21 protein-coding genes and 1 pseudogene are annotated in these 25,871 nt (G+C 62.2%); 11 read left to right on the top strand and 11 right to left on the bottom strand.

Going from position 1 to position 25,871, the window contains the following annotated elements:
• The first annotated feature begins 89 nt into the window (after positions 1–89).
• Positions 90–1,757, top strand: a complete 1,668-nt coding sequence (gene ggt / locus ACZ889_RS27950) for a gamma-glutamyltransferase (protein WP_019752545.1) — start codon at positions 90–92, stop codon at positions 1,755–1,757.
• 121 nt (positions 1,758–1,878) lie between these two features.
• Here the strand turns inward: ggt and ACZ889_RS27945 are convergent, their stop codons facing one another.
• Together ACZ889_RS27945 and ypfJ are read right to left on the bottom strand one after the other, a co-directional pair.
• Complete coding sequence (locus ACZ889_RS27945) at positions 1,879–3,798, bottom strand: methyl-accepting chemotaxis protein (RefSeq protein WP_003251595.1); 1,920 nt, start codon at positions 3,796–3,798, stop codon at positions 1,879–1,881.
• A 171-nt stretch (positions 3,799–3,969) separates the two neighbouring features.
• The gene (ypfJ, locus tag ACZ889_RS27940) at positions 3,970–4,860 is read right to left on the bottom strand and encodes a KPN_02809 family neutral zinc metallopeptidase (RefSeq protein ID WP_003251596.1); all 891 of its coding nucleotides are present in this window, start codon (positions 4,858–4,860) and stop codon (positions 3,970–3,972) included.
• A gap of 199 nt (positions 4,861–5,059) precedes the next feature.
• Here ypfJ and pcaH point away from each other — a divergent pair, with 199 nt between their 5' ends.
• Both pcaH and pcaG read left to right on the top strand, forming a co-directional pair.
• Entirely contained in the window at positions 5,060–5,779 is a 720-nt protein-coding gene (gene pcaH / locus ACZ889_RS27935; protein ID WP_003251597.1) for a protocatechuate 3,4-dioxygenase subunit beta, read from the top strand.
• A 10-nt stretch (positions 5,780–5,789) separates the two neighbouring features.
• Positions 5,790–6,395, top strand: coding sequence for a protocatechuate 3,4-dioxygenase subunit alpha (gene pcaG / locus ACZ889_RS27930; protein ID WP_003251601.1), 606 nt, complete (start codon positions 5,790–5,792; stop codon positions 6,393–6,395).
• Between the two features lie 169 nt (positions 6,396–6,564).
• On the opposite strand, the gene trmA is transcribed toward pcaG, so the two are convergent.
• The 3 genes from trmA to ACZ889_RS27915 form a co-directional block, all read right to left on the bottom strand.
• Positions 6,565–7,650: a tRNA (uridine(54)-C5)-methyltransferase TrmA gene (gene trmA, locus ACZ889_RS27925; RefSeq protein ID WP_476258006.1), complete on the bottom strand. Its 1,086-nt coding sequence runs from the start codon at positions 7,648–7,650 to the stop codon at positions 6,565–6,567.
• Positions 7,647–8,942: an NCS2 family permease gene (locus ACZ889_RS27920; protein ID WP_003251606.1), complete on the bottom strand. Its 1,296-nt coding sequence runs from the start codon at positions 8,940–8,942 to the stop codon at positions 7,647–7,649. The genes trmA and ACZ889_RS27920 overlap by 4 nt, the downstream gene beginning before the upstream one ends.
• Before the next feature lie 229 nt (positions 8,943–9,171).
• A complete protein-coding gene (locus tag ACZ889_RS27915) occupies positions 9,172–10,392 on the bottom strand; it encodes an MFS transporter (RefSeq protein WP_476258005.1) in 1,221 nt (406 codons plus the stop codon).
• A gap of 343 nt (positions 10,393–10,735) precedes the next feature.
• On the opposite strand from ACZ889_RS27915, the pseudogene ACZ889_RS27910 reads away from it, so the two are divergent.
• From ACZ889_RS27910 to ACZ889_RS27900, 3 genes and pseudogenes are all read left to right on the top strand, one after another.
• Positions 10,736–12,227, top strand: a pseudogene (locus tag ACZ889_RS27910) (cytochrome ubiquinol oxidase subunit I).
• Positions 12,228–12,230: 3 nt separating this feature from the next.
• The gene (gene cydB / locus ACZ889_RS27905; RefSeq protein ID WP_003251612.1) at positions 12,231–13,238 is read left to right on the top strand and encodes a cytochrome d ubiquinol oxidase subunit II; all 1,008 of its coding nucleotides are present in this window, start codon (positions 12,231–12,233) and stop codon (positions 13,236–13,238) included.
• Positions 13,239–13,247: 9 nt separating this feature from the next.
• Complete coding sequence (locus ACZ889_RS27900) at positions 13,248–13,403, top strand: DUF2474 domain-containing protein (protein ID WP_003251614.1); 156 nt, start codon at positions 13,248–13,250, stop codon at positions 13,401–13,403.
• 105 nt (positions 13,404–13,508) lie between these two features.
• Here ACZ889_RS27900 and ACZ889_RS27895 read toward each other — a convergent pair whose 3' ends face one another.
• Both ACZ889_RS27895 and ACZ889_RS27890 read right to left on the bottom strand, forming a co-directional pair.
• Positions 13,509–14,633 carry a methyltransferase gene (locus ACZ889_RS27895; protein ID WP_010955306.1) on the bottom strand — a complete coding sequence of 375 codons (1,125 nt, stop codon included), beginning with the start codon at positions 14,631–14,633 and terminating at the stop codon, positions 13,509–13,511.
• Positions 14,634–14,729: 96 nt separating this feature from the next.
• On the bottom strand, positions 14,730–15,437 hold the full coding sequence (locus ACZ889_RS27890; protein ID WP_180689256.1) for an autoinducer binding domain-containing protein: 708 nt from the start codon (positions 15,435–15,437) through the stop codon (positions 14,730–14,732).
• 215 nt (positions 15,438–15,652) lie between these two features.
• Here ACZ889_RS27890 and ACZ889_RS27885 point away from each other — a divergent pair, with 215 nt between their 5' ends.
• Positions 15,653–16,429 (top strand): ferredoxin--NADP reductase, encoded by a 777-nt coding sequence (locus tag ACZ889_RS27885; RefSeq protein WP_003251619.1) that lies wholly within the window; start codon positions 15,653–15,655, stop codon positions 16,427–16,429.
• Between the two features lie 275 nt (positions 16,430–16,704).
• On the opposite strand, the gene mscL is transcribed toward ACZ889_RS27885, so the two are convergent.
• Positions 16,705–17,124 (bottom strand): large-conductance mechanosensitive channel protein MscL, encoded by a 420-nt coding sequence (mscL, locus tag ACZ889_RS27880; RefSeq protein ID WP_014592354.1) that lies wholly within the window; start codon positions 17,122–17,124, stop codon positions 16,705–16,707.
• A gap of 176 nt (positions 17,125–17,300) precedes the next feature.
• Between mscL and radA the strand changes: the two genes are divergently transcribed.
• Positions 17,301–18,671: a DNA repair protein RadA gene (radA, locus tag ACZ889_RS27875; RefSeq protein ID WP_003251626.1), complete on the top strand. Its 1,371-nt coding sequence runs from the start codon at positions 17,301–17,303 to the stop codon at positions 18,669–18,671.
• 35 nt (positions 18,672–18,706) lie between these two features.
• Here radA and ACZ889_RS27870 read toward each other — a convergent pair whose 3' ends face one another.
• Together ACZ889_RS27870 and ACZ889_RS27865 are read right to left on the bottom strand one after the other, a co-directional pair.
• Positions 18,707–20,224 (bottom strand): nucleobase:cation symporter-2 family protein, encoded by a 1,518-nt coding sequence (locus ACZ889_RS27870; RefSeq protein ID WP_003251628.1) that lies wholly within the window; start codon positions 20,222–20,224, stop codon positions 18,707–18,709.
• Positions 20,225–20,487: 263 nt separating this feature from the next.
• A complete protein-coding gene (locus ACZ889_RS27865; protein ID WP_476258004.1) occupies positions 20,488–20,850 on the bottom strand; it encodes a PilZ domain-containing protein in 363 nt (120 codons plus the stop codon).
• A 177-nt stretch (positions 20,851–21,027) separates the two neighbouring features.
• Here ACZ889_RS27865 and ACZ889_RS27860 point away from each other — a divergent pair, with 177 nt between their 5' ends.
• From ACZ889_RS27860 to yjiA, 3 genes are all read left to right on the top strand, one after another.
• The gene (locus ACZ889_RS27860) at positions 21,028–23,094 is read left to right on the top strand and encodes a carbon starvation CstA family protein (RefSeq protein WP_476258003.1); all 2,067 of its coding nucleotides are present in this window, start codon (positions 21,028–21,030) and stop codon (positions 23,092–23,094) included.
• A 17-nt stretch (positions 23,095–23,111) separates the two neighbouring features.
• Positions 23,112–23,309 carry a YbdD/YjiX family protein gene (locus tag ACZ889_RS27855; protein ID WP_003251633.1) on the top strand — a complete coding sequence of 66 codons (198 nt, stop codon included), beginning with the start codon at positions 23,112–23,114 and terminating at the stop codon, positions 23,307–23,309.
• Between the two features lie 77 nt (positions 23,310–23,386).
• Positions 23,387–24,364: a GTPase gene (gene yjiA, locus ACZ889_RS27850; RefSeq protein ID WP_476258002.1), complete on the top strand. Its 978-nt coding sequence runs from the start codon at positions 23,387–23,389 to the stop codon at positions 24,362–24,364.
• Here the strand turns inward: yjiA and ACZ889_RS27845 are convergent.
• Positions 24,324–25,811 carry a methylenetetrahydrofolate reductase C-terminal domain-containing protein gene (locus tag ACZ889_RS27845; protein ID WP_180689260.1) on the bottom strand — a complete coding sequence of 496 codons (1,488 nt, stop codon included), beginning with the start codon at positions 25,809–25,811 and terminating at the stop codon, positions 24,324–24,326. The genes yjiA and ACZ889_RS27845 overlap by 41 nt on opposite strands.
• Positions 25,812–25,871 lie beyond the last annotated feature (60 nt).

The following is a 25,871-nucleotide window of genomic DNA, read 5'->3' as shown; positions in this document are numbered from 1 at the left end:
CAGGCGGCGAAACTTCCGACGGTTGATTGCACAGTCGAAGCGCTTCGGCCTTACTGACTGCTCAACAAAAACAACACCAAGGAAGTGTCATGCGTATTGTCCCTTTCCAGTATCTGGCTCTCGCAGCCGCGATCCTGAGCTGTTCCTCAGTTTACGCCGCCACCCTGGAGGGCGGCGCGGTGGCCGCCCCCGATCAATATGGTGCACAGGTGGCCGCCGATATTCTGAAAAAGGGCGGCAACGCGGTGGACGCGGCAGTAGCGACCGCCTTCACCCTGGCGGTGACTTACCCAGAGGCCGGTAATATCGGCGGTGGCGGCTTCATGACCCTGTTTGTCGATGGCAAGCCTTACTTCCTCGACTACCGCGAAGTCGCGCCCAAGGCCGCCACGCGCAACATGTATCTGGACGACAAGGGCGAGGTCATCGAGAACCTCAGCCTGGTCGGGGCACGCGCCGCAGGCGTACCCGGTACGGTAATGGGCCTGTGGGAGGCGCACCAGAAGTTCGGCAAGCTGCCCTGGAGCGAGTTGCTGACCCCGGCCATCGGCTATGCGAAAAATGGCTTCAAGGTGGCGGAAAAGCAGTACCAGTACCGCAACGATGCCCAAGGCATGTTCAAGACGGCGACCAACTTCAACGATTACTTCGGCAACATGAAGGTCGGCGAGCTGTTCAAGCAGCCGGAAATGGCCCAGACCCTGGAGCGTATAGCCGCCAAGGGCGTGAGCGAGTTCTATCAAGGCAAGACCGCCGATTTGCTGGTGGCGCAGATGCAGGCTGACAAAGGCCTGATTACCAAAGATGACCTCAAGGATTACAAGGCGGTATGGCGTGAACCGATGGCCGTGAGCTGGCGTGGCAATGTGGTGTATACCGCGCCACCGCCGAGCTCAGGCGGTGTGGCGCTTGCCCAGTTGCTGGGCATCAAGGAAGACCGCGCGGCCGACTTTAAAGGGGTGGCGCATAACTCGGCGCAGTACATCCACCTGCTGGCCGAGATCGAGAAGCGGGTGTTCGCCGACCGCGCCGATTACCTGGGCGACCCGGCCTTCACCAAGGTTCCGGTGGACCAATTGGTGGCCAAGGATTACCTGGCCAAGCGCGCAGCCCAAGTCAACCCGAAGGCCATTTCCGACACCGACAAGGTCAAGCCGGGCCTTGAGCCGCACCAGACCACGCATTTCTCGATCGTCGACAAGCAGGGCAACGCGGTCAGCAATACCTACACCCTCAACCTCGACTATGGCAGTGGTGTGGTGGTGAAGGGCGCTGGTTTCCTGCTCAACGACGAGATGGATGATTTCAGCGCCAAACCGGGGGCGGCGAACGCCTTTGGCGTGGTCGGCGGTGATGCCAACGCGATCGAACCAGGCAAGCGCATGCTGTCGTCGATGAGCCCCAGCCTGATGACCCGCGATGGCAAGGTCGAGCTGGTAATCGGTACCCCGGGTGGTTCACGGATCTTTACCTCGATCTTCCAGGTGATGAACAACCTGTACGACTACGGCATGCCGCTGGACAAGGCGGTGGCGGCGCAGCGCGTGCACCATCAGTTGCTGCCCAAGGACACCATTTACTTCGACAGCTATGCGCCACTGACCGGGCCGGTAGCTGATGAGCTGAAGAAGATGGGCTATGTGCTGGAGGACCAGGGCTGGGAGATGGGCGACATCCAGGCGATCCGCGTCGATGGGGCGAAGCTTGAGACCGCTTCCGACCCACGTGGGCGTGGGGTAGGGATGATCGTCAAGTAGTACCTGTCAGAACGCCGGGAGGGCTTTGCCCTCCTATCGCGACACAAGGCCGCTCCCACGAGGACCTGCGTACGTCGATCAATGTGGGGTGCGGCCTTGAATCGCGAAAGGGCCGCAAAGGTCAGACGCGGAACTGGCTGACCAGTGTCTGCAACTGCCCACCCAGCCGCGCCAGCTCCACACTCGACGCTGCCGTCTCGTCACTGGCTGCTGCGGTTTGCTCTGACACATCACGCACATTCAGGATGCTTCGGCTGATCTCTTCAGCCACCGCACTCTGCTGCTCTGCCGCCGCAGCAATCTGCTGGTTCATCGACTGGATGCTCGATACCGTACTGGTAATGCTCTCCAGCGATGATCCGGCCTTTCGCGCCAGTTCGACGCTGCTGTCGGTCAGGGTACGGCTGCCCTGCATGGCATTCGCCACTTGCTGGGTACCGTGCTGCAGGCTGGCAATCAGCTCTTCGATTTCTTCGGTAGACTTCTGCGTGCGCTGGGCCAGGCCGCGCACTTCGTCGGCAACCACGGCAAAGCCACGGCCTGCCTCGCCGGCACGCGCCGCCTCGATCGCTGCGTTGAGCGCCAGCAGGTTGGTCTGTTCGGCCACCGACTTGATCACGTCCATCACGCTACCAATTTTCTGGCTTTCCTGCTGCAGCAGGTTCATGGCCTCGGTGGAACGGTGCATGTCTTCGGCCAGGCGTTCGATCTGGCCAATCGCTTCGCCCACCACGCGGTCGCCGGCACGGGCTTCGTCATCGGCACCTGTAGCTGCATGTGAGGCCTGCTCGGCATTGCGCGCCACTTCCTGAACGGTAGCGGCCATTTCGTGCATGGCGGTGGCCACCTGGTCGGTCTCGACTTTCTGGCTGTTGGCGCCCGCGCTGGTCTGTTCGGTGACTGCCGACAGCTCTTCGGCGGCGCTGGCAATCTGGGTGACGCCATCGCGGATGCCGCTGATCAGCTCGCGCAGGGTGGTGCCCATGCGCGCGATGCCTTGCTGCAGCACGCCCAGTTCGTCACGGCGGGTGACGCGCATGTGCTGGGTAAGGTCGCCACTGGCGATTTTTTCCACGGCCACCAGGGTGTCTTGCAACGGGCGCGTGATCTGGCGGGTGATCAGCACCGCCGCCAGCACGCCGACCAGCAGCGCCAGCAGTGTGGCGATGGCCTGCAGGCTGCGGGCCTGGGTACTCTCGATGTCACGGCGCTCTAGCTGGATCTGGTACAACGCGTCGCTGCGCTTGACGATGTCGGCACCCTGCACGGTCATTTCGGCGCGCGAGGTGGTGATGTTGGCAACCGCGTCGCGGAACTGGCGTACGGCGTCACGATAGGCCAGTACTGCGTTTTCGAACTGTTGCAGGCGCGCGTCTTCGCTAGGCAGCTGGCGCTTGAGGTTGTCGATATCGGCCAGTGCTGCATCCAGCTGGCGCAGGGCGGCCTGCTCGTTGGCGCTGCTGTTCTCGGCGATGTAGCCACGCACATCGATGCGTACCTGCAGCAATTGCTGGCGGGCCTTGCTGATCAGCTGGTACTGGGCCAGGCGCGCACTGTCAGCCTCGGGGCGAGCCATCACCTCCTGGCTGAGCGCATCCATGGCCTGGTCGGCGCGGATGGCCGAGCTGTTCATGGAAACGCGCGCTGCGCGGGTGGCGTCGTAGCCCTGGCGCATCTTGTTCAGCGACAGCTTGTAGGCGCTGATGGTATCGCCAAGCTCACCCAGCAGCTTGACGTTCTCCGGGCTTTTGAAGGTGGTGGCCAGGTAGGCCTGCTGCTTGCTGAATGCGTCCAGCTTGGCCAGGGTGTTGGCGGCGGCGGTATCGTCGCCGTTGGCGATCATGTACTGCAGGCGCGCAATGCGCAGATCGGTGAGGTCCTTGTTCAACTGGCCAATATCGCCCATCCAGTTGCTACGGTCGATCAGGCTGCCCAGGCTGGTCCAGCCGGTGAGGGCCAGCAGGCCAGTGAGGACCAGCACCAGGCCGAAGCCCAGGCCGAGTTTAAGGTTGACGCTGATGTTGGCGAACCAGCTGTTCATGCACGCTCTCCAGAAGTTGATTTCGCTCTCTTGATCTTCGATCGCCAGGCGTTTTTGTTCTGGATGCCCGCTGATTCGTGCAGGGGTTATCGGCCATGATTGGGGAAGCTGAAACGCTTTTTCAGCAAAATGTCAGCAAGCGGTCTCACTCGGTCCCTGTTGCACCGGGTATCAGAGGGTGCGTGCACTGAAGGTGTCGCAGCGGTTCACTTCACCTTCGGCAAACCCGGCCTTGAACCAGCGCACCCGCTGCGCCGAGGTACCGTGGGTGAACGAGTCTGGCACTACGCGCCCGCGGCTTTGCTGCTGCAGGCGGTCGTCGCCAATGGCATTGGCCGCATTCAGCGCTTCCTCGACATCGCCTGGCTCCAGCCAGTTCAGGCGTTTCTGCGCCTGGTATGCCCATACCCCGGCCAGACAGTCGGCCTGCAACTCCTGGCGCACCAACAGGCCGTTGTCGCCCTCCATGCGCTGGCCGGCGCGTCGTGCGGCGTCGACCTTGGCCGAAACGCCCAGCAGTGTCTGCACATGGTGACCGATTTCATGGGCGATCACGTAGGCCTGGGCGAAGTCGCCAGCTGCAGCGAAGCGGGTTTCCATTTCACGGAAGAACGACATGTCCAGGTACACCCGCTGGTCCGCCGGGCAATAGAACGGCCCAACCGCTGCCGAGGCAAATCCGCAGGCCGAATTGACCTGGCCGCTGAACAGGACCAGTTTGGGGTCACGGTATTGTTTGCCGGCCTCGGCGAACAGGGCTTTCCAGGTGTCTTCGGTGTCACCCAGAACCGAGGCGACGAACTCGGCTTGCTGGTCGTTGGCCGGTGGCGCCTTGCCGCCCGCACCACTGGGCGCCGTCTGCTGTTGTTGCTGCTCCATCTGCCCGGCAAGCTGGCCAAGAATCTGCAACGGGTCCTGCCCGGTGAGCCAGCCGATGCCGACGATCAGCAGGATTGCCCCAAGCCCCAGCCCCTTGCCGCCGCCGAAACGCATGCCGCCGCCGCCACCTTCGCCTCGGGCATCGACCACGTTGTCGCTGCGTCGGCCTTTTCGCCATTCCATGAATGCTCTCCGAGCGTGAAACAAGAAGACAAAGATTAGTTCACGAAGGTGGAACCTGTCAGGCCGAGGTGTTTATCCATAACCATTTGGTTATGTATCAAGGGGTCGATTTCAATGTTCATCGCCCGCGACCTGCCGGAAACTGTAAGTCCGCCTGCCACACTCAGGCGTTCTCATAATTCCAAGAGAGGAAACCGGCATGCCCGCCCAGGACAACAGCCGCTTCGTGATCCGTGATCGCAACTGGCACCCCAAAGCCCTTACGCCTGACTACAAGACGTCCATTGCCCGCTCGCCGCGCCAGGCACTGGTCAGTATTCCGCAGTCGATCAGCGAAACCACTGGTCCGGATTTTTCCCACCTGGGCTTCGGCGCCCATGACCATGACCTGCTGCTGAACTTCAATAACGGTGGCCTGCCAATCGGCGAGCGCATCATCGTTGCCGGCCGTGTCGTCGACCAGTACGGCAAGCCTGTGCCGAACACCTTGGTGGAGATGTGGCAAGCCAACGCCGGCGGCCGCTATCGCCACAAGAACGACCGCTACCTGGCGCCGCTGGACCCGAACTTCGGTGGTGTTGGCCGGTGCCTGACCGACCGTGACGGCTACTACAGCTTCCGCACCATCAAGCCGGGCCCGTACCCATGGCGCAACGGCCCGAACGACTGGCGCCCGGCGCATATCCACTTCGCCATCAGCGGCCCATCGATCGCCACCAAGTTGATCACCCAGCTGTACTTCGAAGGTGACCCGCTGATTCCGATGTGCCCGATCGTCAAGTCGATCGCCAACCCGCAAGCCGTGCAGCAGTTGATCGCCAAGCTCGACATGAGCAACGCCAACCCGATGGACTGCCTGGCCTACCGCTTCGACATCGTGCTGCGCGGCCAGCGCAAGACCCACTTCGAAAACTGCTGAGGACCCCGCCATGCCAATCGAACTGCTGCCGGAAACCCCTTCGCAGACTGCCGGCCCCTACGTGCACATCGGCCTGGCCCTGGAAGCGGCCGGCAACCCGACCCGCGATCAGGAAATCTGGAACCGCCTGGCCAAGCCAGACGCGCCAGGCGAGCACATTCTGCTGCTCGGCCAGGTGTATGACGGTAATGGCCACCTGGTGCGCGACTCGTTCCTGGAAGTGTGGCAGGCCGACGCCAACGGCGAGTACCAGGATGCCTACAACCTGGAAAACGCCTTCAACAGCTTCGGCCGCACCGCCACGACCTTCGATGCCGGTGAGTGGACGCTGCACACGGTCAAGCCGGGTGTGGTGAACAACGCTGCGGGCGTGCCGATGGCGCCGCACATCAACATCAGCCTGTTTGCCCGTGGCATCAACATCCACCTGCACACGCGCCTGTATTTCGATGATGAGGCCCAGGCCAATGCCAAGTGCCCGGTGCTCAACCTGATCGAGCAGCCGCAGCGGCGTGAAACCTTGATTGCCAAGCGTTGCGAAGTGGATGGGAAGACGGCGTACCGCTTTGATATCCGTATTCAGGGGGAAGGGGAGACCGTTTTCTTCGACTTCTGAGGTGACGCTTGGGGCCGCTCTGCGGCCCATTCGCGGGCAAGCCCGCTCCTACAACGATCTGCTTACGCCGAGCAATGGGCTGAACGCCGAGCAACGGGCTGTACGCCGATCAATGTAGGAGCGGGCTTGCCCGCGAATGGGCTGCAAAGCAGCCCCGGCAATACAACGATCAGCGCCGAACCAGCAGAACCCCACTCTCCATATGGTGGGTATACGGGAACTGGTCAAACAATGCACAGCGCTCGATGCGGTGGGTGTCCTGCAACTGGGCAATGTTCGCTGCCAGCGTTTCCGGGTTGCACGAGATGTACAGGATGCGCTCGAAACGCCGGGTCAGCTCGCAGGTATCCGGGTCCATCCCCGCACGCGGTGGGTCGACGAACACGGTACCGAACTGATAACTCTTCAGGTCGATGCCTTCCAGGCGCCGGAACGGCCGCACCTCATTCAGTGCCTGGGTCAGCTCCTCTGCCGACAAACGTACCAGCCGCACGTTATCCACAGCGTTCTCGTCGAGGTTGCTCAGTGCGGCATTGACCGATGTCTTGCTGATTTCGGTGGCCAGCACCTGGCGTACGCGCGTGGCCAGCGGCAGGGTGAAGTTACCGTTGCCGCAATACAGCTCCAGCAGGTCATCCTCACGCTCGCCCATGGCCTCGAAGGCCCAGCTGAGCATCTTCTGGTTCACTGCGCCGTTGGGCTGGGTGAACGCACCCTCCGGCTGGCGGTAACTGAACACGCGGCCAGCCACATCGAGTTTTTCCACCGCGTAGTCGCGGCCGATAACCAGGCGCTTGCCCTTGGAGCGGCCGATGATGCTCACCCCCAGCGCTTCAGCCAGTTGCCGTGCTTCCACTTCCCAGGCCTCGTCCAGCGGGCGGTGGTAGCACATCGTGATCATCGCATCGCCAGCCAGGGTGGTGAGGAACTCCACCTGGAACAGGCGGTTGCCCAGTTCTTCGCTGGCCTGCCAGGCTGCCTTCAGGCGTGGCATCAACGCGTTGATGCGTTCGCTGGCAATGGGGAAATCGTCGATCAGGATTGCTTTGTGCTTCTCGCCCGGGGCGAACATGGCGTAGTGGCGCTGGCCATCCTCGCGCCACAGGCGGAACTCGGCGCGCAGGCGGTAATGCTCGCGCGGCGAGTCGAAAACAGCCGGTTCCGGCGCACCGAACGGTGCCAGCAGCTCGCGCAGCCGGGCCACTTTGGCATCCAGTTGGGTGGCGTAGGAGGAGGGGTCGAAAGCAGCACTCATGCGTTGAACCAGCCTAGCTTGATGACGAACAGGATGGAAAGGATCACCAGGGCCGGGTTCAGGTCGCGACGGCGGCCGGAAATCAGTTTGACGGCGGTCCAGGCGATGAAGCCGAAGGCGATGCCATTGGCGATCGAGTACGTCAGCGGCATGGCCAAGGCAGTTACCACCACCGGTGCGGCTTCGGTGACGTCGTCCCAGTTTATTTCCGCCAGGCCCGAGGCCATCAGTACCGCGACGAACAGCAGCGCTGGAGCGGTGGCGAAGGCGGGCACGCTACCGGCCAGTGGGGCGAAGAACAGCGCCAGCAGGAACAGCACAGCAACCACGATGGCCGTCAGGCCGGTGCGGCCACCGGCGCTCACGCCCGCAGCGGACTCGATATAGCTGGTGGTGGTCGAGGTGCCCAGCAGGGAGCCGGCCATGGCGGCGGTGCTGTCGGCGATCAGGGCGCGGCCCATCTTCGGCATGTGGCCGTCCTTGCCCATCAGGCCGGCGCGCTTGGCCACGGCGATCAGGGTACCGGAGTTGTCGAACAGGTCGACGAACAGGAACGCGAAGATCACGCTGATCAGGCCCACGTCGAGGGCACCGGCGATGTCCAGCTGCAGGAAGGTGGGTGCCAATGAAGGTGGCATCGACACGATCCCGCCGAACGGCGTGACGCCCATGGCGATCGACGCGACGGTGACGGCCAGGATGCCGATCAGCACCGCGCCGCGCACTTTCAGCGACTCAAGGCCGACGATCAGGAAGAAGCCCAGTGTGGCGAGAATCACCGAAGGCTGCTTGAGGTCGCCCATGCCCACCAAAGTGGCTGGGTTATCGACGACGATGCCGGCGTTATGCAGGGCGATCAATGCCAGGAACAGGCCAATGCCGGCGGCAATCGCCGAACGCAGCGGCAGCGGGATGCTGTTCACGATCCACTCGCGGATGCGGAAGATCGACAGCAGGAAGAACATCACCGCCGACAGGAACACGGCACCCAGTGCCACCTGCCAGGTGTGGCCCATGTGCAGCACTACGGTGTAGGTGAAGAACGCGTTCAGGCCCATGCCCGGTGCCAGGGCGATCGGGTAGTTGGCAATCAGGCCCATGGTGGCGGAGCCGATGGCTGCTGCCAGGCAGGTGGCGACGAAGATCGCGCCCTTGTCCATGCCGGTCTCGCCGAGGATGCTCGGGTTGACGAACAGGATGTAGGCCATGGCCAGGAAGGTGGTGACGCCCGCGAGAATCTCGGTGCGCACGTTGGTGTTGTGTGCTCTTAGTTGAAACAGCCTTTCCAGCATGCCCGCTCCCCAAGGCGCCCCCGGCGCCATGAATGTATCGACCCCATCAGCAAAGCACAGACCGTACCGGATGCTGTGGTTTTGTGTGGGGAGGAAAAAAGCCGCGCATGATACCAGCATGCATGGCGGGGGCCTATGGCCGTTGGGGAATGGGTTTTTCTGGTCCTGCGCGGGTAACGTCCCCTGCAGGCGCGGGCTTGCCCGCGAACAGGCCGGCACGGGTGACGCATCACCCGTTATGCAACCGATCCCGCTTGGCCAGGGTAGGGAACAGTTTTATCCACACCCCGGTCACCACCAAGGTGCCCACCCCGCCCAGCACTACCGCCGGCACTGTACCAAACCAGTGCGCGGTCACCCCCGATTCGAACTCACCGAGCTGGTTCGAGGCACCGATGAACAAGCCGTTCACTGCGCTGACCCGCCCACGCATTTCATCCGGTGTCTCCAGCTGCACGAACGAACTGCGAATGACCATGCTGATCATGTCTGCCGCACCCAGTACCACCAGTACCGCCAGCGAGAACCAGAACGAGGTCGACAGGCCGAAGGCGATGGTCGCCACGCCGAACATCCCGACCGCAGTGAACATCGTCCGCCCGACGTTGCGCTGGAACGGGAAGCGCGCCAGCCAGAGCGACATCAGCAACGCCCCCACCGCTGGCGCCGAGCGCAACAGGCCAAGGCCCATCGGCCCGGTCAGCAGGATGTCTTTGGCAAATACCGGCAGCAACGCGGTGGCTCCGCCCAACAATACGGCGAACAGGTCCAGCGAGATGGCGCCGAGGATGTCGGGCCGGCTGCGAATGAAGCGGATGCCGGCCAGCAACGATTCGATGCTGGCGCGCCCGCGCTGTGCGACCTGGCCGCGCGCCTGCAGGCTCAGGGTCAGCACGCAGGCAATGGCGTACAAGGCCACCGTCGGGCCGTACACCCACATGCTGCCAAAGGCATACAGGAAACCGCCCACCGCCGGCGCCACGATGGTTGCCGACTGGGTGGCCGAGGCCGACGCCGCCACTGCCCGCGGGAACAGCCCGGCCGGTACCACATTGGGCAACAACGCCTGGGTTGCCGGCATTTCGAATGAGCGGCTGGCGCCGAGCAGGAAGGCCAGGGCAAAGATCAGTTCGCGGGTGACGTTGTCGGTGGCACTGCCCACCGCCAGCGCCAGGGCAATCAGCCCCTGAAGGCTCTGGCACAGGGCGGCGACCTTGCGCCTGTCATAGCGGTCGGCGACATGGCCGGTGTGCAGCATGAACAGCACCCGTGGGGCGAACTCGACCAGGCCGACCAGGCCCAGGTCCAGTACGTTGCCGGTCAATTGGTAGAGGTGCCAGCCGATGGCCACGGTGAGCATCTGGAAGCCGCTGGCGGTGAACACGCGGGCCAGCCAGAAGGCCAGAAAAGGACGATGGTGACGCAACAACTGCGGTGCGGAATCGGACATCGGAAACCAGGGGCCTCGGCGCAGTAGAGGGGGTGCGCAGCGTATCACCTGTTTGTAACAAACGGTTACTGTTTGCTCGGGTCGGCACTTTTCCACTGTTAATTAAAGAGGGTGAGGCAACAGGTCACGCGGCAATCCACCACACGGCCCACCGGGCCATTCGGGACTATGCTTCCTAGCATTAATTGATCTGGGTCAATCGTTCCAGATCAATGAAATGGCCGTCTGGCCGGAATCCCTGCGATCGAACAGAACAATTCAAACACGCCGTACTCGACCCAGTGGGGGCAGTGGGCGACGGGGCCACAAGCCCGGCCGCCGGATTATCTGAAGAGGAAGCACCATGTTCGGAATAGAAGCCTTAGAGCTCGCCCGAATGCAGTTTGCCTTTACCGTGTCGTTCCACATCCTGTTCCCGGCCATCACCATTGGCCTTAGAGCTCGCCCGAATGCAGTTTGCCTTTACCGTGTCGGCCATCACCATTGGCCTGGCCAGCTACCTGGCAGTCCTCGAAGGCCTATGGCTGCGGACCCACAACCAGGTCTACCGTGACCTCTATCACTTCTGGTCGAAGATCTTCGCCGTCAACTTCGGCATGGGCGTCGTCTCCGGCCTGGTCATGGCCTACCAGTTCGGCACCAACTGGAGCCGCTTCTCCGACTTTGCCGGCGCCGTCACCGGCCCGCTGCTCACCTACGAAGTACTGACTGCGTTCTTCCTCGAAGCCGGCTTCCTGGGCGTCATGCTGTTTGGCTGGAACCGCGTCGGCCGTGGTCTGCACTTCTTCTCCACGGTGATGGTAGCGCTCGGTACGCTGGTCTCGACCTTCTGGATTCTCGCCTCGAACAGCTGGATGCAAACCCCGCAAGGTCACGAGATCATCGATGGTCGGGTGGTGCCGGTGGACTGGTTTGCGGTGGTGTTCAACCCCTCCTTCCCCTACCGCCTGATGCACATGGCCACTGCCGCGTTCGTGTCCACCGCGTTCTTCGTCGGTGCCTCGGCGGCCTGGCACCTGCTGCGCGGGCGTGACAACCCGGCCGTGCGCAAGATGCTGTCGATGGCCATGTGGATGGCACTGATCGTCGCCCCGATTCAGGCAGTGATCGGCGATTTCCACGGCCTCAATACCCTCAAGCACCAGCCGGTGAAAATTGCCGCGATCGAAGGCCACTGGGAGAACGTGCCCGGTGAGCCGACGCCGCTGATCCTGTTCGGCATTCCCGACATGGAGGCCGAGACTACCCGGTTCAAGATCGAGATCCCGGCGCTCGGCAGCCTGATCCTGACTCACAGCCTGGACAAGCAGGTGCCGGCGATGAAGGAGTTCCCGCCCGAGGACCGGCCTAATTCGACCATTGTGTTCTGGTCGTTCCGGATCATGGTCGGGCTTGGTTTCCTGATGATCTTCGTTGGCCTGTGGAGCCTGTGGTTGCGCAAACGCGGCACGCTGTACAGTTCACGCCCGTTCCTGCATGTGGCCCTGTGGATGGGCCCATCCGGGCTGGTCGCGCTGCTGGCCGGCTGGTTCACCACCGAAATTGGCCGCCAGCCCTGGGTGGTGTACGGCCTGATGCGCACGGCGGACGGTGTTTCCAACCACAGCTACGCCCAGCTCGGCTTCACCCTTGTGGCGTTCGTGGTGGTGTACTTCGCCCTGTTTGGCACCGGCCTTGGCTACATGATGCGCCTGGTACGCAAAGGGCCGCAGACCGGCGAGGGTGACGAGCACACACCGGGAGGCCCAGGCCAGAAACGCACGCCGGCACGGCCTTTGTCCGCCGCCGATGATGGCCGCGAGGCCACCTCTGCCAGCCTGAACGAGGGGAACTGAACCATGGGTATCGACCTTCCACTGATCTGGGCCGTGATCATCATCTTCGGCGTCATGATGTACGTGGTGATGGACGGATTCGACCTGGGGATCGGCATGCTCTTCCCCTTCGTCAAGGGCGAGCAGGACCGTGATGTCATGATGAACACTGTCGCGCCGGTATGGGACGGCAACGAAACCTGGTTGATCTTGGGCGGTGCCGGACTGTTCGGTGCCTTCCCGATGGCGTATGCCGTGGTCCTCGAGGCCCTGTACCTGCCCCTGATCCTGATGCTGATCGGCCTGATTTTCCGAGGCGTGGCCTTCGAGTTCCGCTTCAAGGCCAAGGCCGACAAGCGGCACATCTGGGACAAGGCTTTTATCTGGGGTTCGCTGATCGCCACCTTCTTCCAGGGTGTGGCGCTGGGCGCGTTCCTGGAGGGGTTCAAGGTGGTCGACCGGCATTTTGCCGGTGGCACCCTGGACTGGCTGACACCATTCAGCCTGTTCTGCGGGCTGGGGTTGATCGTGGCCTACACCTTGCTGGGTTGCACCTGGCTGATCATGAAGACCGAAGGGCCGTTGCAGCAGAAGATGCACGATATGGCCCGGCCGCTGGCGCTGGTGCTGCTGGTGGTGATCGGTATCGTCAGCCTGTGGACGCCCATCGCCTACCCGCAGATTGCCGACCGCTGGTTCAGCATGCCCAACCTGATCTGGTTCATGCCGGTACCGCTACTGGTGCTGGTGACCTTCTACGGGTTGCTCAAAGCGGTGGCACGCAACGCGCACTACACGCCGTTCCTGCTCACGCTGGTACTGATCTTCCTTGGCTACAGCGGTTTGGGAATCAGCCTGTGGCCTAACATCATCCCGCCGTCGATTTCGATCTGGGATGCCGCAGCGCCACCGCAAAGCCAGGGCTTCATGCTGGTGGGTACCCTGTTCATCCTGCCGTTTATCCTCATGTATACCTTCTGGAGCTACTACGTGTTCCGCGGCAAGGTGACCCACGAAGACGGCTACCACTAGGAGGGCCGCATGATGGCTGGCAAGCATGGTTTGGAAGACAAGAAACCGTTGTGGCAGCGACTGGGTTGGCTGTTGCTGATCTGGGCGATGAGCGTCGCAGCGCTGGGTGTGGCGGCCTGGGTGATGCGGCTGTTCATGGGGGCGGCGGGCCTGACCACACACTGATAAAGAGCGGCAGCGGGCTTGCCCGCGAAGCAGGCAACGCGCTAGATGGCACCGGCGTTGCCGGTGTTCGCGGGCAAGCCCGCGCCTACGGGGACGGTGGCGCGCCTACTTGCGGGCTTTCAGAATGACGAACTTGGGCGTTGCCGCCACCTGCTCCACCCCCCGGAACAACCGCGCCAGCTTGCTGTGATAGCCCAGGTGCCGGTTACCCACGATGTACAGCGCCCCACCTACCACCAGCGCTTCACGCGCCTGCTGGAACATGCGCCAGGCGAGGAAATCGCCTACTACCTGCTGTTGGTGGAACGGCGGGTTGCACAGCACCACGTCCAGCGACTGTTTCTCCAGCCCGGCCAGGCCATCGGCCGCGAGGAAGGTCGCCGGGCGCTCGCCCAACGCTGCCAGCCAGTTCTCCTGCGCCGATTGCACTGCCATGTACGACTCGTCGACCAGGGTGTACTCGGCCTCCGGGTTGGCCAGGGCGCTGGCGATCGCGAGCACGCCGTTGCCGCAGCCCAGGTCTGCCACCCGCGCACGGCCGAGGTTGCGTGGTAGATGCGGGAGGAACGCCCGCGTCCCGATATCCAGGCCTTCACGGCAGAACACGTTGGCGTGGTTGACCAAGTCAAGTGCCGGCGCGTCGAGGCGGTAGCAGCTGGGGTAGGGGGACTTGGCGAGCGGCCGCTCGGCAACCGTTGCTGTCAGCAAACGGGCCTTTTTCAGTGCCAGCGAAGCCTGTACGGGGCCGATGTACTTCTCCATCAGGTCGCCGGCCGCCCGCGGCAGGTGCTTGATCATCGCCCCTGCAATCACCTGCGCACCGGGTGCCAACTGGCCTTGCAGGCGGATCAGTTGTTCTTCGAGCAGGGCCAAGGTCTTGGGCACACGCACCAGCACCCGGTCGAACGGGCCTTGCCAGTGTTCGCTGGCCGGTACGAACGGCACACTGTCGAACGGCAGGCCATTGCGCGCCAGGTTCTTTTCCAGGGCCAGGTGCCCCAGGTGCGAGTCACCGCTGCTGACCACCTGCAGCTGGCCCGCAAGGCTTGCGGCCAGTGCACCGAAGCTGTCATTGAGCACCAGTACCCGGCAATTGGCGTCGGGTGCCTGATCGTGTAGCTGCGCAAGCAGGTACTCGTCGGCGGCATCGAAGGCCTGCAACGGGTCGTTGGCCTGCTCCGGCTGGCGGATCAGGTCGAGTTCGGCGTAGGGGGTGGTCAACAGGGGCATGGCGTCTGGCTCGGGTACGAAACTGCCCGTTGCGGTTCGCTCCGGGCTTTGCCGGGCGATTCTACAGGGCTTTGCCCGAGGTCGCAGGTTCGAAGATCAGATCCAGCCACGCAAGGCGGCAATGGCAATGGCTCCGGCCTTGTTGGCTGCGTTGGTCTTGGTGATCACGCTGCGGATATGGAAATTTACCGTGCTTTGCGACAGCGAGAGGATGGAGGCAACATCGGCAGCGGTCTTGCCGGCGGCAGACCATTTCAGCACTTCCAGTTCACGCTCGCTCATTTTCGGCTGGGGTGGGCATAGCGCGTTCAGGTGGTGCTCGCCCAGTACCGCGTGAAGGGTGTGGCACAGCCACTGCACACTGCCGGCTTTGTCGTACAGTTCGAGCATATCGATGTGGCCGTTTGGCCGAGCGACACTGATCTGGCTCTCGTTGTGCTGCTGATCGTGAAGCGACTGTGTCCAGCCGTGGCGCAAGCCATGCAGGCAGGCCGTTTCGCGAAATTGCGGGGCTTCCTTGTACAGGTCATCGGTCCACAGCACCGGCATCGTCGAGCTGTGACTCAGGTTCGCTGCCGGGTCCAGCTTGTAGAAGTCGTCGCGCTGGTAGCGCTCGATCCACTCACTTGGGTAGTTGCTGTAGAGGTACAGCCTTGGCGTTTGCGTAGCGATCTGAATGCGGATGTTCAGCCCAAGGTAATCCATGTCCAGGTCCTGAGCCAGATGGACTGCAATGTCGAATAGCTTCTGCGGGCTGCGTTCGCTGACGAACGCATGAAGATACTCGGGTTTCCAGTGAAGCATCTGAAACACTCCTTCGGGTGCACAGGATCCAATCCGTTTGAGTACCCGGATGATTGTAGGAAAAGACCTACCATCCTGTTGGGATTTTTTTGTTATAGCGAACAGGATTTTCTGCGAGTTCGGCACGATCACCCTTGATGAGGCCCTACAAAGCGGTGGTTTTTATCCTGGCCACTTTAGGCGACACTGTGCACACGCCAACCCTGGAGCCCGATATGACCGCTAGCGCCGAAAAGTTCACTCGCCAGACACTGCTTGACGTTCAGCCACTGACGCCGAACCTCTTCAGCCTGCGGGTTACGCGCGATGCGGGGTTCCGCTTCCGTTCCGGCCAATTCGCCCGGCTAGGTGTGACCAAGGCCGATGGTAGTGTGGTGTGGCGCGCCTATTCCATGGTCAGCGCCCCCCATGACGAGCACCTGGATTTCTTTTCCATCGTGGTGCCAGGTGGTGAGTTCACCAGTGAGCTGAGCCGTTTGGGTGCAGGCGATACGTTGCTGATCGACCGCCAGGCGTTCGGTTTCCTCACCCTCGACCGCTTCGTCGGTGGTCGTGACCTGTGGCTGCTGGCTACCGGTACCGGCATTGCGCCATTCATGTCTATCCTCCAGGACTTTGAGGCCTGGGAGCGCTTCGACAGCATCAAGCTGGTGTATTCAGTGCGCGAAGCGAAGGAGCTGGCCTATGTGGATGAAATTGCCGGGCTGGAACAGCGCGATTACCTGGCCGAGTACGCGGGCAAGTTGCAGTTCATTCCCGTGGTGACCCGTGAACAACACCCTGGGGCGTTGAATCAGCGGATTACGACGTTGATCGAGAATGGCGAGCTGGAGAGGGCGGCAGGGCTTGAACTGTCGCCGGAGCATTCTCGTGTGATGCTGTGCGGCAACCCGGAAATGATCGACGAAACCCGCAAGGTCCTCAAGGCGCGCGATCTGCAATTGAGCCTGAGCAAGCGGCCCGGGCAGGTGGCAGTCGAGAACTACTGGTAAGACCATTGCGGCCGTTGTGGGGCCTGTAGGCGCGGGTTTACCCGCGAAAGGGCCGGGCCTGCTGGCCAATCTCCACCCGCCGTTCACCGTTGCCGCCACCACCGTATTCGCGGGTAAACCCGCGCCTACACAGATTGGTGGTGGACACACATCGGAGGTTTAACACAGGCCGCCGTGTAGGAGCGGGTTTACCCGCGAACACCGGCGAAGCCGGTGCCATCCACCGCACTGGATTCTTCGCCAGCATGCCCGCTCCTACAGCGCCCCCGGCAATTTCAAGGCAAGCGGTTCTGGTTCTGCGTCTTGAGCAAATCGCGGATTTCGGTCAGCAGCGTCTCTTCAGCCGAAGGCACAGGCGGCGTAGTCGGTGCCACGGCTTCTTCACGCTTGAGCTTGTTGATCGCCTTCACGCCCATGAAGATGGCAAAGGCCACGATCAGGAAGTCGATCACGGTCTGGATGAACTTGCCATACGCCAGCATCACCGCTGGCACGTCACCTTCGGCAGCCTTCAGGGTAATGGCCAGGTCGCTGAAGTCCACGCCACCGATCAGCAGGCCCAGTGGCGGCATGATCACGTCGCCGACGAAGGACGAGACGATCTTGCCGAAGGCCGCGCCGATGATGATACCGACCGCCATGTCGACGACATTGCCTTTGACTGCGAAAGCCTTGAACTCGTTGAGCACGCCCATGTTTGGTTCCTTGTAACAAAAGGTGAGGTTAACGCAGTGTAAGCCACTTAAACGCTTCATGCGTTGTGTTCAGGGCTACTGACTGCAGTTAGAACGAATAGTTTTGTCGCATCTCGAGGCGTTCGAGACACGTCCTGCTCAGTTATCATGGCGAATTTTTCCAGGAGACCCCACCCATGGCCAAGGCCAAGCGCTTGTATGGCTGCACCGAATGCGGCGCGACCTTCCCCAAATGGGCCGGCCAGTGCGGCGAATGCGGGGCCTGGAACACCCTGGTCGAAACCATGATCGAAAGCGGCGGCGCTGCTGCACCCAGTAGCGGCCGCGCTGGCTGGACAGGACAGCAAGCGCAGATCAAGACCCTGGCCGAAGTCAGTGTCGAGGAAATCCCGCGTTTCACGACCAGCAGCACCGAACTGGACCGCGTGCTGGGTGGCGGCTTGGTGGATGGCTCGGTGGTGCTGATTGGCGGTGACCCCGGCATCGGCAAGTCGACCATTTTGCTACAGACCTTGTGCAACATCGCCGTGGGCATGCCGGCACTGTATGTCACGGGGGAGGAGTCGCAGCAGCAGGTGGCCATGCGCTCGCGGCGGCTGGGCCTACCCCAGGACCAGCTCAAGGTGATGACCGAAACCTGCATCGAGACGATCATTGCCACAGCGCGGGTCGAGAAGCCGCGGGTAATGGTGATCGACTCGATCCAGACCATTTTCACCGAGCAGTTGCAATCGGCCCCGGGCGGCGTGGCCCAGGTGCGCGAAAGCACAGCGTTGCTGGTGCGCTATGCCAAGCAAAGCGGTACGGCAATCTTTCTGGTCGGCCACGTGACCAAGGAAGGCTCGCTGGCTGGCCCAAGGGTGCTGGAGCACATGGTCGACACGGTGCTGTATTTCGAAGGTGAGTCCGATGGCCGGCTGCGCTTGCTGCGGGCGGTCAAGAACCGCTTTGGCGCGGTCAACGAGCTGGGCGTGTTCGGCATGACCGATCGTGGTCTCAAGGAGGTATCCAACCCGTCGGCGATCTTCCTCAACCGTACTCAGGAAGAGGTGCCGGGTAGCGTGGTGATGGCAACCTGGGAGGGTACCCGGCCAATGCTGGTCGAGGTGCAGGCGCTGGTCGACGATAGCCATCTGGCCAACCCGCGGCGGGTAACCTTGGGCCTGGACCAGAACCGCCTGGCCATGTTGTTGGCGGTGCTCCACCGCCATGGCGGTATCCCGACCCATGACCAGGATGTGTTTCTCAACGTGGTCGGCGGAGTGAAGGTGCTGGAAACGGCTTCGGACCTGGCGCTGCTGGCGGCGGTGATGTCCAGCTTGCGTAACCGGCCACTGGCCCACGGTTTGCTGGTGTTTGGCGAGATTGGCTTGTCGGGCGAGGTACGGCCGGTGCCCAGTGGTCAGGAGCGCTTGAAGGAAGCGGCCAAGCACGGCTTCAAGCGTGCCATCGTACCCAAGGGCAATGCGCCGAAAGAAGCGCCTGCGGGTTTGCAGGTGATTGCCGTTACCCGCCTGGAACAGGCGCTGGATGCATTGTTCGAATAGTGTGCAGGAGCGAGCAAGCTCGCTCCTGCAATCAGTCAGTGCTCGGCAACGGCCGTGCGCCTGACCGTTTCATTGCCATGCTCGTCCAGTTCCAGCATCGGCACTTCGTTACCTTCGGCATCGAACAGCTTGCCATCTTTGAAGTAGTCCCCATCACGCAGCGCGGAAATGTCCGAATACTGGATGGTCCGCTCGTAGGCTGCAGCGAACACTGACTGGTTTTCCGAGTTGCCGGTGGTGAAGTGGTTGAAGATCAGGTTCAGCAGGATGGCCATGATCGCCGCCGAGCTGATGCCGGAGTGGAAGATGGTCTCGAACCAGTTCGGGAAGTGGTGGTAGAAGGTCGGCGCGGCAATCGGGATCATGCCGAAGCCCAGCGAGGCCGCGACGATGATCAGGTTGACGTTGTTCTTGTAGCTGACCTTGGACAGGGTGCGGATACCGCTGGCCGCCACGGTGCCGAACAGCACGATACCGGCGCCGCCCAGTACCGGGGTAGGCACGGCGGCAATCACCCGGCCCATGACTGGCAGCAGGCCGAGTACCACCAGAATCACGCCGCCGGTAGCCACCACGTAGCGGCTCTTGACCCCAGTCACGGCCACCAGGCCGACGTTCTGGGCGAACGCGCTCTGGGTGAATGAACCGAAAATCGGCGCCAGGATGCTTGATGCCATGTCGGCGCGCAGGCCGTTGCCCAGGCGCTTGGAGTCCACCTTGGTGTCGATGATCTCACCCACGGCGAGGATATCGGCCGACGTTTCCACCAGGGTGACCATGATCACGATACACATCGACAGGATCGCGGCGATGTGGAACTCCGGCATGCCAAAGTGGAAAGGCGTGGGGAAGGCGAACATCGGGCCTTCGCCGACCTTGCTGAAATCGGTCATGCCCAATGCCCAGGCGATCAGCGTGCCGACCACCATGGCCAGCAGTATCGACAGGCGTGAGATGGTTGCGCTGCCAAGCTTGCTCAGCAGCAGCACGATGGCGAAGGTCAGCCCGGCCAGGCCGATGTTGGCCACGCTGCCGAACTCCGGCGAGGCGCTGTTGCCACCCATTACCCAGCGTGCAGCAACCGGCATCAGGGTCAGGCCGATGGTGGTGATGACGATACCGGTCACCAGCGGCGGGAAGAACTTGGTGATGCGCGAAAACACCGGTGTGATCAGAAAGCCGATCAGCGACGCAGCCATGACCGCGCCGAGCACCCCTGGCAGGCCACCGCCCCCCTCGCTACTCAGGATCGCACCCATGGTCGCCACACCGGCGAACGACACGCCTTGCACAAGTGGCAACTGGCAACCGAAGAACGGCAGGCCAAGGGTCTGCAGCAGGGTGGCAAGGCCACCGGCGAACAGCGATGCGGCGATCAGCATGCCGATTTCGGCACCATTCAGGCCCGCGGCCTGCCCCAGGATCAGGGGTACTGCGACGATCCCACCATACATGGTCAGCACATGCTGCAGACCATAGGCCAGGTTGGCACCAAGACCGAGGTTTTCATCCTCGGGTCGCTTGGCGGGAGACGTGCTAGGGGACGTAGTCATGGAGCAGGCTCTCTGTTTATTGTTGTGCCGCTACTGTAGACACTTCCTACAAATGATTGCCACAAGAATTGTATACAATATTTTGATCGGAGCGCGAACAGATCCGGCCGCAGGGTGTGTTAAAACCCAATGCAGAAGGCGTACCAACTTGGCAGAAGCTGTATTAGAAGGGTGTGTACAAAGCAACGCTACCCAGGCTTAAAGCTGTCTGGGTAGACAAGAAACACCAGGCGGGAAGGCTATTAGCTAGCTAAGAGATTTTATTATTCGATGAGTTCACGCAGCTCACGCATCATTTCGGTGCTGTCAGCCACGTTCAATTCCACAAGACGGTGCAAATGGCTCATCGAGTCGAGGTCGATGTACAGGCAGATGAAGCCCAGGCGGTCCGGTTCTTCGTGGCGCAGTTCGACCTGCATCTGCACACGGGTTTCCTCGTCCAGCTCGATGATGGCGTCGAAGTCCTGGGTCAGGTCGGCATCCCAGCCTGCGGGGCGTTCGATCAGCAAGCCTTTGAGTGAAAGGTCCAGCAGTTTTGCAGGCCAGCGTTTCAGCCCCTGGCGCAGCTCGGTGGGGGCATCGAAGTCGATGCGTTGAAAGCGGCGGCGTTCGTCATGATCGCTCATGGCATGGATCCTCGAATAGGTCATCAGGTGTCATCCTGACTATAGTTAGAGTTGCATGTGCATCAGGTACTGCAATCTGGCCGCAGAGGCTCTAGAACGAAGCAAGTGTGGCAATGCCGCTTGACTGGCCCTAGACTCGGTGGGCGGTCTTTCCAATCCACCAGCTGGAAGCTAACCATGAACAACAATAATAGCCTGCTACGCCATATTCCGTGGCTGGCGCTGGCAGTCATAGGTGCCTGCGCACTGGGTGTGGTTGCCCTGCGTCGCGGCGAGGCGATCAACGCCTTGTGGATCGTGGTCGCGGCAGTGGCCATCTACCTGGTCGCCTATCGTTACTACAGCCTGTTCATCGCCACCAAGGTGATGCAACTCGACCCGCGCCGTGCCACCCCGGCGGTGCTCAACAACGACGGCCTGGACTACGTTCCGACCAACAAACACATTCTTTTCGGTCACCACTTCGCTGCCATCGCCGGCGCGGGCCCCTTGGTCGGGCCGGTACTCGCCGCGCAAATGGGCTACCTGCCCGGCACGCTCTGGCTGATCGCCGGCGTGGTGCTGGCCGGTGCGGTGCAGGACTTCATGGTCCTGTTCCTGTCTACCCGCCGCAATGGGCGCTCGCTGGGCGACATGGTGCGCGAGGAAATGGGCAGAATCCCGGGCACCATCGCCCTGTTTGGCTGCTTCCTGATCATGATCATCATCCTCGCGGTGCTGGCACTGATCGTGGTCAAGGCCCTGGCCGAAAGCCCATGGGGCATGTTCACGGTGATGGCGACCATCCCGATCGCGATGTTCATGGGCATCTACATGCGCTACATCCGTCCGGGCCGTATTGGCGAAATCTCGGTCGTTGGCGTGGTACTGCTGCTGGCCTCGATCTGGCTGGGGGGCGTGATCGCTGCAGACCCGGTGTGGGGCCCGGCGTTCACGTTCACCGGCGTGCAGATCACCTGGATGCTGGTGGGCTACGGTTTTGTCGCCGCCGTGCTGCCGGTGTGGCTGGTGCTGGCGCCGCGTGACTACCTGTCGACCTTCCTCAAGATCGGCACGATCCTTGGCCTGGCCATCGGTATCCTGATCATCGCTCCCGAGCTGAAAATGCCGGCGCTGACCCAGTTCACCGACGGTACGGGCCCGGTGTGGAAGGGTACCCTGTTCCCGTTCCTGTTCATCACCATTGCCTGTGGTGCGGTGTCCGGCTTCCACGCGCTGATTTCCTCGGGGACCACCCCCAAGCTGCTGGATAACGAAACCAACGCCCGCTATATCGGCTACGGCGGCATGCTGATGGAATCGTTCGTCGCCATCATGGCCATGGTTGCGGCCTCGGTGATCGAACCGGGCGTGTACTTCGCCATGAACAGCCCGGCTGCAGTGGTCGGTACCGATGTCACGTCGGTGGCGCAGACCGTCAGCAGTTGGGGCTTCCTGATTACACCCGAGCAGCTCGAAGCCGTTGCCCGTGACATCGGCGAGCACACCATTCTGGCCCGTGCCGGCGGTGCGCCCACCCTGGCGGTCGGTATCGCGCAGATCCTGCACCAGGTGTTGCCAGGTGAAAACACCATGGCCTTCTGGTACCACTTCGCGATCCTGTTCGAGGCGCTGTTCATCCTCACTGCGGTAGACGCTGGTACCCGTGCCGGGCGCTTCATGCTGCAGGACCTGCTGGGCAGCTTCGTGCCTGCACTCAAACGCACTGAATCGTGGGGGGCCAACCTGCTTGCCACTGCTGGCTGCGTGGCACTTTGGGGCTATCTGCTGTACCAGGGCGTCATCGACCCGCTGGGTGGCATCAACACCCTGTGGCCGCTGTTTGGTATCTCCAACCAGATGCTGGCCGGTATCGCCTTGATGCTCGGTACTGTGGTGCTGATCAAGATGAAGCGTCAGCGCTACATCTGGGTCACCCTGCTGCCGGCCGTATGGCTGCTGATCTGCACCACGGCTGCAGGCCTGATCAAGCTGTTCGACCCCAACCCGGCTGTCGGCTTCCTGGCCTTGGCCAAGAAGTACAGCACTGCGCTGGACGCCGGCCAGGTACTGGCCCCGGCCAAGGACATCGGGCAGATGCAGCACGTGATCTTCAACGCCTACACCAACGCGGGCCTGACGATCTTGTTCCTGCTGGTGGTCTTCAGCATCCTGTTCTTCGCCATCAAGGTCGGCTACGCCGCCTTGGGCCGCAAAGAACGCAGCGACAAGGAAACCCCGTTCCAGGCGTTGCCTGACGCGTAATCGAGAGGACTGCAATCATGTTCAACGACTTGGGTCGACTGGGCAAATACCTGGGGCAGGCAGCCCGCCTGATGGTCGGCATGCCCGACTACGACAACTATGTCGAACACATGCAGAAAACGCATCCGGACAAGCCGGTGATGAGCTACGAGGCGTTCTTCCGCGAACGCCAGGAAGCACGCTACGGTGGCAAGTCCGGGCCCAAGTGCTGTTGAGCCTGCGGTACGTGTAAACCTGTGGGAGCCTGGGTAACCGGCTCCCACAGTCATTTTCAGATTCAGGAGTATTTTGCGTGCAGACGCCCATTCCCGTAACCGTCCTCACAGGCTTCCTCGGTGCCGGCAAGACCACCTTGCTCAAGCACATGCTCAAGGCCGAGCATGGCCTGAAGCTCGCCGTGATCGAAAACGAATTCAGCGAGGCCGGCATCGACAGCCAACTGCTGGGTGACCAGCCGGTGCAGGTCATGACCTTGGCCAACGGTTGTGTATGCTGCAGCATCCATGGCGACCTGACTCGCGCTCTTTACCTGCTGCTTGAACGCCTGGATGCGGGGGAAATCGCCTTCGATCGCCTGGTGATCGAATGCACCGGCCTGGCCGACCCGGCGCCGGTCGCGCAAACGTTCTTCATCGACGAGGAGCTGCGTGAGCGCTACATCCTCGACGGCATCATCACCCTTGTCGATGCCGCGCATGCCGAACTGCACCTGACCCAGACCATCGCTCAGGCCCAGGTCGGCTTTGCCGATCGTCTGCTGCTGAGCAAGACCGACCTGGTCGAGCCCGCTGCGGTTGAAGCCCTGCGCGAACGCCTGGCCCGCATCAATAGCAGGGCTGCGATCCGTGTAGTCGAACACGGCTGCATCGACCTGGCTGAATTACTGGATGTGCGCGGTTTCAACCTCAACCCCGACCTTGGGGTGAACCTGAAACCGATGTTGCGACCGGTGCTCAAGCCTGCCACCCCGGACCGTATCTCCACGATGGTGCTGCGTACCGAAACCCCGCTGGATATCGACCGCCTCAGCAGCTTCATGAACGAGCTGCTGGAAACCCACGGCAAACAGCTGCTGCGCTACAAGGGCGTGCTGAACATTGCCGGCGAGGAACGCAAGCTGGTGTTTCAGGGCGTGCTCAAGCTTTATGGCTTCGACTGGGACGCCGAGTGGGCTGCAGGCGAAGCACGCGAGAGCGTGATGGTGTTCATTGCCGATGAACTGCCCGAGGCTACGATTCGGGCTGGCTTCGAGGCAATGGCTGCGGGCTGAGCCGCTGCGGCGCCTGCCCTGCGAACCACTGCGGCCATGAGCTGCGGTGGCGGGTTTCGACCTCGATGCACGGGATCAGGCGCTCGGTCAGCACAGCGGTTTGCCGCACGGCTTTGGCGGTGCGGTACTTGACGCTGTGGATGCACTCGCGGTCGCCGAACTCGCAGCGATTCAGGGCGGTTCCGCCGCAAGGGCCATTGGCCAGGCCTTTAGGGCAAGTTTCCGGGCAGATATACAAGGTGTCTTCCAGGCGGCAACGGCCGCAGGTGTCGCAACCCACCAGGGGGCGCTTCACACTGCGCTCCAGCGTGTGTAGCACGTGTGCGCCAGCGCGTGTTGCCCACAGAGGCTGGCGCACTGCCCAGCCGAAGGCCTTGCTCAGGCCGTTGCGCCGGCTGAACAGCAGTGAATGCATGCCATGCATCAGGTGATAGCGGGCTTTTTCCTTGAATGAGGCATCGACCCGTGACTCGTCCAGGCGCCAGCCAGCCTGTGGCGGATGGAAGGTCACCGCCGGCAGGCCAGGCATCTGCCAGCTGGCGTGCCAGGCCGGTGCCCATTGCTCCAGGGACTGAACCTGGGATTGCCAGTGCTCGATACGGGTCTCAAGGGCCAGCAACTGTTCGAGTGTGTGAACCCCTGACAGGTGCACACCGGCGTACCCCATCAGCTTTGTACCGATGATCTGCAAGGCCAGGCGGTCAACACTGCGCGCCTGGGCAAAGGCCTTGGACTGCGCCGTCTCCGCTTCGAGCATGTCGCGCATGGAGGGCGTGACAGTCACGCCGGCCACGTGGTCCAGCATCGCCGCGCGCCCGTGGGTGAGGCTCATGAGGCAGGCCAGCATGGGCTTGGGTGTGGCCTGGCGGCGCATCCAGTGTATGGCTTCCTGATGCTTGGCGGCATCGAAGCCCAGTTGCAAGGTGAGGAAGTCAGCCCCCGCTGCGAGCTTTTTCTCGGCCTTGAAGTACTGGGCGCCGCCTTCTTCCTCGTGGTACTTGAACGGGTTCAGCGCCGCACCCAGCAGCCAGTGCGGGCAGGCCTGGCGGGCAACCTGCAGGGCGGCGACCGATTCCAGATAACGCACCGGGCGCTGGCCAGGTTCATGGCCGGGCAGGCGGTCGCCAGTCAGCAGTAACAGCTGGTCGAGCCCGGCGGCGTCCATGCGCTGCAGTTGGGCGAGCAGGTGGTGGCGTTCGCGATCCTTGCCTGAAAAATGCGGCAGGGCAGGCACCGGGTTGCTGAACGAGGCGAGCGCGTCCAGCGGTGACATGTCCAGCGGGCTGCCGACACGATCACCGATGGCCACGGTCATAGGCCAGCCGCACAGGTGCGCACGGGCCATGATCGCTTCCATGGCGGCAAAGCGTTCTGCGGAAGGCTTGGGGACGAACTCCATGACACAGACGAAGTTCTGTTCGCGCAGGGCGGTTTTCAGCAGGCTCATGTTGGCCGGGCACCTGGTGTGGTCAGGGTGGCATTGTGCGGCAGAAGGCGAGCCGGGTCA

Source organism: Pseudomonas sp. TE3895, from assembly GCF_056278855.1.
The sequence above is the reverse complement of the archived record's forward strand: the minus strand, read 5'-3'. Positions and strand labels throughout refer to the sequence as shown.